This window comes from Pseudomonas rossensis (assembly GCF_039888995.1).
Lineage (GTDB): Bacteria > Pseudomonadota > Gammaproteobacteria > Pseudomonadales > Pseudomonadaceae > Aquipseudomonas > Aquipseudomonas rossensis.
On sequence record NZ_JBBWCB010000197.1, the window covers coordinates 1 to 8,049 of the forward strand.

Below are 8,049 nucleotides of genomic sequence, written 5' to 3' on the forward strand. Positions count from 1 at the left end.
GGCCGGGTCAGACCGAGGTGGGTTGCGGCTTGGGCGAGGGTGCGTTCCATTGCGTCCCCCTTATGCCGCGTGCGCGGCAGGGGTTGCCGCTGCAGTGAGGTGGTTAATGGACTCGGTGACCTTGGCGTAGATCTCGACATTGGTGCCGTACACGGTGAAGCACCGTGTGTGTGGGCTTTTGTTGCCGATACTCAGGATGGTGGTGACACCCGAGCGCGATTGAGTGCGATGCAGGGCGACGAGTAGGGGATAGTCGAACCCCATTTCGAGGCTCAGCATTCCGCCGGTGCGTACCAGCTCGAGCACGCGCTGCTTGTCCGAGACTTCGAAGCGGCCGTATTCGCGGCTGGCGTGCGGCCGGTGGACCAGATCGATGGTATTGCTCGCGTCGAATGGGCCGTTGGCGATCTCTTCGATGAAGTCGGCCAACTTGAGATGCATTTTCTTGTCGTTCTGCAGGGTCAGCGTGTGGCGTTCGTTGGCCAGCTCGACGACGAAAGAGCTTTCTGTTGTGCCACGTTCAACCTTGAGGCGGAACGCTAGGCACTCGCGCTTGGGTAACGTCCGGAGTACATGACTGAAGGTCTCGGTCAGGTTGACCTGGGCATTGAGCAACTGCAGGGTGCGGTTGTCGATTTTGAATTTGATCATGCTGCGTGCCCTCCGCCATTCGGATCGAATGGGGCGGGAGCTGTGCCAGCTTTTTGCTTCGATTTGCTGTTTACAAACAAGCAGCCGCATTCGCGGGCTAGGCGGCGGATCTCAAAGATTCGGCAGGGGACGGCAGCGGCCGGGTGGACGTGCAAGGTTGCTGTGGCGTGCATGGTTTTGCCTCGCTCTGTGGTGGAAGAGTGAAGCGAATATCAACCAATGGTTGCGCGCTGTCAACTGACGGTTGATTTGCTGGTGCAAATGCTTTGAAAGTAGACGAAATAGTGGCAATTAGATAGCATTTGAAAAATGGCCGAATATTATCAATTAAATACTGGATGCAATCTGTGCGGAAAAAGGATTTGAGACGTAACCGACAAGTTACGAGTGATGGGCGTTTTGCAATTAATCGACTTTTTATTTCGGCGGCACGTTGGGTGGGGGTCGGACGTTTTTTAATGTTGATGAGCGTGTCGCTGATTGGCAGCGTGGGGCTATATGTCGTTTTTAAATTATCATATGGGATTGATTTGCCGTATGTTGGTCTAAAATTTATAGAACAGTCGGATAAGTTGGGACAGTTCGGAGATTTTTTTGGTGGCGTGCTCAACCCACTGCTTAGCTTTATGGCACTTCTAGGGGTGTTGTATACGATCCGTACTCAAGGGAAGGAGTTAAAAGAAGCAAGGGAGGAGACACGGATCGCTAATCGAATTCAAGATAAACAAACTGGGGTGTTTGAGCGGCAGAATTTTGAGTCCGTATTTTTTAGGCTAATAGATGTTCATGCAAAAATGGCTGAGAGAATAAGGAATAAATCAGATGGTTTTGGCTCGAATGGGTTTGAGACCACTGTGAAAGAAGTACTGCAAAACTACCGTTATGCTTGCGAGGATTTAGTAAAAGCTCAAAGGTCGGCACGGAAGCCTCAGTATCCGGCAATTAACCCTGAAAAAACGACTGAGCAGCAGTTGTTGCAGCAAGGTTTCGACGAGGGTGTTGTGGGCGACATACGTGTCACGCTTGCGCAATATTACAGAAACATATATCAGATACTGAAGCTCGTTGACGGATTTAAGGTGTTTGCAGGTGAAGAGCAGACAGGGCGGCGCTCCCCTCGCCAAATTCGACTTGAATATTTTCATAAAAGACAGTATTCAAATATTCTGAGGGCTCAATTGTCCGATGATGAGCTTAAATTGCTATTTTTTAACTGCATTACGCCATACGGACAGGGGCTGAAGAGCTATGTTGAACAATATTCTTTGATGAAGCATTTGCAAAAATCTAAATTTTTAAACGGGCGGAAAGATATATTCAGTCTTTACGAGGATGAGGCATATGCAGATTACGAGGATATTGAAACTTCTAGAATAATCTTATATGCAGGTTATCGCGCTCGTGATCAACTGCGTGCTACATATAATCGGAAAATTACATAAGAAAGTTATTCGGGGATGAATGCTCCAACCACTTTTCCACAAATATGCGTTTCTTCGGTTAATTCTATTATTGGATATTGAGGATTTATCGGGCGTAGGTATTTTCGGCCAGCATCTTCTGCTAATACCTTAAAAGTCGCCTCATTTGTCCTCGGTAGTCTAGCAATGACACGATCCCCAGTCTTGGTTTCGGCCTCAGGGTCAACAAAAATGATGCACCCAGTAGGATAGCTACGACCTGGTCCTTGATTAGTCATCGAGTCTCCAAGAACCTTTAACGCATAACCATGGTTGCTGATCTGAACAGGGCATGACAGCCAAGAGTCAGCGTCGTACGACTCAAAATTTGTGATTGCTTCACACCATGCTCCTGCCTGTACCCAAGAAATAAGCGGCACCTTGCCGAAGCGATGATTGATCTCTATGACGTTACTCTCGTCGCTTGCAACCCCTTTAAGAACATCATGTTCGCTGGTTTGTTTTTTTGGTATGACTCCATATTCAAGCCATTCGCGACGTATCTTCAACCATGAGCATAGAGCAGTCATGCTATCCGCTTCTGGTATCGCTTCACCGTTCAGCCACTTACTTATCGCTTGAGTCGTCTTACGCACTCCCAGGCTTTTCAACTGACGATGAATATCTACTCCACGACCGCGGCTGCGTATGCCGGCATCGTCGAGAGCTTCGTGTAGGCGCTCGCTGAAAGCTGCGCGGAGAGAATTTTTATCAACCATGAGTTGAGAGTCTCATAGAGGTTGCACAATAGTCAGTTGATCTATAACATCAACCGTAAGTTGATAAATGGAGGTTGTCATGTTGGACCCCGCGAATTTTCCCAGCGCGATTGCATTCGCATTTGAAGCCGTAGGCGGCATCGGGGCCGCTGCGAAGATATGCAATAGAAGCTATCAGGCATTGAACAAATGGCGTCAGGCTGCATGCCTCCCACGAACGGATTACACAGGTGAAACTAAATACGCCGAGCTTTTGGCGACTGCAGCGAAGCATAAAGGGAATACCTTCCAAGTAGCTTGGCTGTTGAACGCATCGGCTCCTCATAAAGCCGCAGCGTAGCAAGAAAAAAGGCGACCAAAAGGCCGCCCAGTTCCTCCCGGCACGCACCACCACAGCGCTGTCGGGTCGCGATAAAGATAGGCGGGCACACCACATGCGAACCACCTCTCTTTATCGCGCTTTTCCAAGGCTCGGAAGCCTTGGTGTTGCTGCCTCTTCCACCACAGATTTGGCAGCTGTTGCGCCAGGGGTGAGCAACGGATTGCTCGCCCCGGCACGGTGCCGGTATCGATCCCTAAGATCTAGCCGGCGTTTGGGCCCTTTCAAGCCACGCGGCAAATGTATCACCACTGCATGTCGCGCGGCACTGGCAACTTACAAGGATTAATGCCATGAGCCGTATCGCTCTGAGTTCTGTCGAGCGGGCGCAGCGGGAAGTTTTGCCGCTCGATCTCGCGCTTTACCATGCCGCACGGGACTACCCCGGCGGCGCAGCTGCAATCGCCGCCACCACCGGTCGAAATGCGACCACGCTGCAGCACAAGCTTTCCCCAACGCATCCCAGCCACACGGTGAACATTCAAGAGTTCGGCGAGATTCTGGAGCTGACCAAGGATCGCCGCATTCTGGATGCGGTGCATGCATTGGTCGGTGACACGACATGGCAGGAACTGGCTGATGCGTACACCAATGACATGCCGGAAACGTTGACCACCGGGATTGCCAAGTACTTCAGGCAGGTGGCGGATCTGGCGGATACGTGGGCCAAGAGCATTGGTGACGGGGTGGTTTCTGATGAGGAGCTCGCCGCGATTCGCCTGCAGGTGTTTCGAGGGATTCAGGGGTTGCTGGGGTTGTTCAACCGCGCCACGTACGTCAACCAGACGACGCGGGGTGCTGACCATGGTTGATATCGTCGACTTTGCTAACGACCTGGTGCAGGAGCGTATCGATCAGGCGCTTGCTGCACGTCTCCTCGCCGCCAAGCCTGTTTTGGCGGCACATTCGTTTCTGTTCTGTGAAACGTGTGATGGACCGATCCCCGAGGCTCGCCGTTTGGCGCAGCCCGGCTGTACGCAGTGTGTCGACTGCCTTTCCCTCGCGGAACTGAATGGTACACGTCATGCTCGATGAGGTATTTGGGCAATTCGCGGACTACGGCCTTGAACCCGCGCAGCCATTGGTGTTTGGCAAACTGACCCGGTGCAAAACGTCGCAGGACAAGGGCAAGGAAAAAAACGGTTGGTATGTCGTTCACGAGCAGCGCACCGAGAAAGGCGAGACTCTGATCTTCGGCGCGTTCGGTGACTGGCGTTCAGGCGAGTCGCAGAAGATCAAGGTCAAGGCTGGGCGGATGTCGACGGAAGAGCGCGAGGTTATGCGCGCTCGGCAGGAAGAGGCGAAACGCCGGGCTGCCGAGATCTCGGCCAACGCGGCACGTCGTGCGGCGAAACGCGCTGCTGGCATGTTCCAGCGCATGCCGGAGAAGGGCCGTAGCGACTATCTGGATCGTAAGCAGATTGTCGGAATCGGCGTTCGGTATGCGCCGCGTACCGGTGCGTTTCTGATCCCCATGAGCAACGTGCGCGACGAGATTGTCGGCCTGCAGGTGGTCTTCCCGGCCAAGCAACAGGACACCGGTCGGGACAAGTCCTATTGGCCTTACGGCATGTCGAAGGAGGGCGCCTTTCACTTGATCGGGCCACATCCGGATCCGGGTGAGCCGGTGCTGGTGTGTGAGGGTTACGCGACCGGCGCAAGTCTGCATATGGCCACGTCACTGACCGTGGCCATTGCGTTTGATGCCGGTAACTTGCTGGTGGTCTGCAAGGCGATGCGTGAGCGGTTTGCCGGTTGCCCGCTGATCATCTGTCGCGACGATGACTGGAAGACTACGAAACCGAATGGCGATGCCTGGAACCCCGGTGAAGAGAAGGCCAATAACGCGGCGCTGATCGTCGGTGCCCAAGTGGTCGCGCCGATCTTTTTCGGCGAGCGGAAAGACAAGTGGACCGATTTCAACGATCTGCATATCGCGGAAGGTTTGGAGGCGGTGCGCCGGCAGGTGTTGGCGGTGGTCAAGCCGCCGGCCGCTGGTGGCTGGAAGGACATGCTCGCTCGTAGCGAAAGCGGTGTGTTGATTGCGCATATGCAGAACGTTGAGTTGATTCTGGCCAATGATGAGCGGTGGGCTGGCGTCGTCAGCTACAGCGCTTTCAGTTCGAAGATCGTGAAGCTACGCGCTGCACCTTATGGCGGCGGCACGGGCGATTGGGCGGACATTGATGATGTGCGGGTGATGAAGTGGCTCGCGCAGCAGTACAACTTGCGGGTCAAAGCCTCGCATGTGATCGAGGCGGTGAGCGTCGTTGCGCATGACCATGCGTTTCATCCAGTGCGGCAGTACCTGCGCAATCTCGAGTGGGATCGGGTGTCGCGTCTTGAAAGCTGGCTGACGGAAGTCATGGGCGTTAAGGCGACTGACTACTCTTCGAAGGTCGGCAAGCGTTGGTTGTTGTCGGCGGTGGCGCGGGTGATGAAGCCGGGTTGCAAGGCTGACTCGGTGATGATTCTGGAAGGCGCACAGGGCGCCGGTAAGTCGACGGCGATGAGCATTCTCGGCGGCGAGTGGTTTATGGACACGCCGTTTGCGCTGGGTGACAAGGACGGCTTTCAGGCGATCCGGGGCAAGTGGATCGTTGAGCTGGGCGAGCTGGATAGTTTCAACAAGGCTGAGAGTACGAAGGCCAAGCAGTTCTTCTCTGCGTCCACCGACACTTATCGCGAGAGCTACGGCCGCAGAACGATGGACGTGCCACGCCAGTGTGTGTTTGTGGGTACGACCAACCAGGACGAGTATCTGAAGGATGCCACGGGTAACCGGCGCTATTGGCCGGTGGCGTGTACAAAGGTTGATCTGGAGTTGTTGCGCTCGATGCGCGATCAACTCTGGGCCGAGGCGGTGTTCTGTTACGACGCGGGCGATCTCTGGTGGGTGACGCTGGATGAGGCGGCAATGTTCGGCGAAGAGCAGGACGAGCGTTTTGTGGTGGATGAATGGGAAGGGCCGATTCTGACCTGGCTGGAAGAATCGCAGATCGGCGAGACCACTACCGGCAGCGATGTTCTGACGAGTGCGTTGAAGTTGGACTTTGGGCATTGGGGTAAGCCGGAGCAGATGCGGGTCGGGGCGATCATGCATCGGTTGGGTTGGCGACGTGTGCGGTTGCCTGCGTTGGCTAAGAGCGGGCAACGGCCTTGGGCTTACAAGAAGCCGGCAGAGTGGGGTGGTGCCTCGGCGTTGCAGCGGGAAGCGTTCGAGGAGCCTTGTTTCGATGATTAAGGAGATCGACTCGCTGCTTCGGTCGTGGGCTCAGGAGTTGCATTCAGACCTTTCGAGTGGAGGTCTCGCAGGTGGGAACATGGTCGCCATGATGATGGAGACCAATGGGCAATTGATCCGTGGGCGACGTGCATTCCGTGCACCGCTCGAGAGTTCGTTGGATATCGAGCTGATTGTGACCAAGCACCTTGCGCCCGAGCTGGTGACAGTCGTGCGGGAGCATTACTGCACGCTCGATGTGGATATGCGCTTGCGGTATGCCCATTGCGGCTGTGGCCGTGACACTTACTACCAGCGCTTGCATGACGCACATCTACAAATCCTCGGCATGATGATGGGGATGGCTGCGTGACCCCAGGCACTGCTTCGGCTGTTATTGTCCCACTGGCCCGTCTTGTCCCGCTGCGCTCTGATGCAGCGGGACAGGTGCGGGCCTTGTCGTTGTTGGGCTGTCCCACCGTCCTGCCTATAAGTGCCTCCCGCCCGTGTAAGCGTAGCGGGCAGCAATGCGCGCATATCGCGCGTACGCGTGTTCTTTAAATTTCTTCCTTTACACGAGAAAGTAGAAAGATAAGTAGGACAGTGGGGCGAGGCCCCGAATTTAGGCGCTCTCAGGTGTCCTACTTCGACTCTGAAAGGTGGGACGTATGGGACACCGCCGAAACAACAGAATGCCGTGGTGGTGTATTCGCCGACATTCGCTAGGCGTTGACCCTGCGTTGCCCACCTATTCACCGGGTGGCATTAAAACAGGGTTGCTGCCACCGGAATCGACCTGTAAAAAGTAGTCATCTTCGATAGGTGCGACCGCAGAGAGCGGCAGGCACCACACCACTAAGCCCGGCCACTGCGCCGGGTTTTTTCGTTCATGGGGTAGGCGATGACAAACGAGCAGCAAGCACTGGCAGAGATGCCGATCTGGTTAGTGATTGTCCTGGCGCTGGTCGGCGGTGTGTCGGGAGAGATGTGGCGAGCAGACAAGGATGGGGCGCGAGGCTGGGCATTGTTGCGGCGGCTCGCGCTTCGTTCTGGTGCCTGCATTGTCTGCGGGGTCTCGGCGATGATGCTGATGATCGCTGCGGGCATGTCGCTCTGGACGGCGGGCGCCTTGGGTTGCCTGACGGCGATGGCGGGTGCGGATGTTGCCATCGGCTTGTACGAACGCTGGGCTGCGAAGCGGTTAGGTGTGTGCGAAGTCCCGCCGAATGGCGGCGGCCAAGCCTGAAACCGCCGGGGACCCTGGGGTTATTCGGAGGGTACGGGGTCGGAAACCCGCGGGAAAGTGTTAGCGACAGGGTTGCCAGCTTACTGAAATTCAATCCATTGAAATCGAAAGGTTCCATTGAAAAGCCGTTGAAAAGGAGGGCTTATGACAGAACCAATGTACCTGTCAAAGAGCGCCTTCGCGGCTCGGATCGGCAGGGCGCCCAGCTACATCACCTGGTTGAAAAACAACAACCGCCTGGTGTTGACCGCCGACGGTAAACAGGTCGATGTCACGGCCAGTGAAGCGTTGATTCGCGACACCGCTGACCCCAGCAAAACCGCTGTCGCTGACCGCCACCACCAAGACCGGCTTCAGCGTGACGTTTACAG

General features: G+C 55.2%; 8 protein-coding genes and 1 pseudogene. 7 read left to right on the forward strand and 2 right to left on the reverse strand.

Annotated elements, in window-relative coordinates:
* Positions 1–60 precede the first annotated feature (60 nt).
* The gene (locus tag WLY71_RS28400) at positions 61–651 is read right to left on the reverse strand and encodes a hypothetical protein (RefSeq protein WP_347806205.1); all 591 of its coding nucleotides are present in this window, start codon (positions 649–651) and stop codon (positions 61–63) included.
* A gap of 362 nt (positions 652–1,013) precedes the next feature.
* Here WLY71_RS28400 and WLY71_RS28405 point away from each other — a divergent pair, with 362 nt between their 5' ends.
* Complete coding sequence (locus WLY71_RS28405) at positions 1,014–2,093, forward strand: putative phage abortive infection protein (protein ID WP_347806206.1); 1,080 nt, start codon at positions 1,014–1,016, stop codon at positions 2,091–2,093.
* 5 nt (positions 2,094–2,098) lie between these two features.
* On the opposite strand, the gene WLY71_RS28410 is transcribed toward WLY71_RS28405, so the two are convergent.
* The gene (locus WLY71_RS28410) at positions 2,099–2,830 is read right to left on the reverse strand and encodes a LexA family protein (RefSeq protein WP_347806207.1); all 732 of its coding nucleotides are present in this window, start codon (positions 2,828–2,830) and stop codon (positions 2,099–2,101) included.
* A 672-nt stretch (positions 2,831–3,502) separates the two neighbouring features.
* Between WLY71_RS28410 and WLY71_RS28415 the strand changes: the two genes are divergently transcribed.
* From WLY71_RS28415 to WLY71_RS28440, 6 genes and pseudogenes are all read left to right on the forward strand, one after another.
* Positions 3,503–4,021, forward strand: coding sequence for a phage regulatory CII family protein (locus tag WLY71_RS28415; RefSeq protein WP_347806208.1), 519 nt, complete (start codon positions 3,503–3,505; stop codon positions 4,019–4,021).
* The gene (locus WLY71_RS28420) at positions 4,014–4,244 is read left to right on the forward strand and encodes a TraR/DksA family transcriptional regulator (RefSeq protein WP_347806209.1); all 231 of its coding nucleotides are present in this window, start codon (positions 4,014–4,016) and stop codon (positions 4,242–4,244) included. The genes WLY71_RS28415 and WLY71_RS28420 overlap by 8 nt, the downstream gene beginning before the upstream one ends.
* The gene (locus tag WLY71_RS28425; RefSeq protein ID WP_347806210.1) at positions 4,234–6,453 is read left to right on the forward strand and encodes a VapE domain-containing protein; all 2,220 of its coding nucleotides are present in this window, start codon (positions 4,234–4,236) and stop codon (positions 6,451–6,453) included. The genes WLY71_RS28420 and WLY71_RS28425 overlap by 11 nt, the downstream gene beginning before the upstream one ends.
* Positions 6,446–6,805, forward strand: a complete 360-nt coding sequence (locus WLY71_RS28430; protein WP_347806211.1) for a PA0613 family protein — start codon at positions 6,446–6,448, stop codon at positions 6,803–6,805. Before WLY71_RS28425 ends, WLY71_RS28430 begins: the two co-directional genes overlap by 8 nt.
* A gap of 528 nt (positions 6,806–7,333) precedes the next feature.
* Positions 7,334–7,678, forward strand: a complete 345-nt coding sequence (locus WLY71_RS28435; RefSeq protein ID WP_347806212.1) for a phage holin family protein — start codon at positions 7,334–7,336, stop codon at positions 7,676–7,678.
* A 144-nt stretch (positions 7,679–7,822) separates the two neighbouring features.
* Positions 7,823–8,049 (forward strand): annotated as a pseudogene (locus tag WLY71_RS28440) (terminase small subunit); the annotation flags it as partial.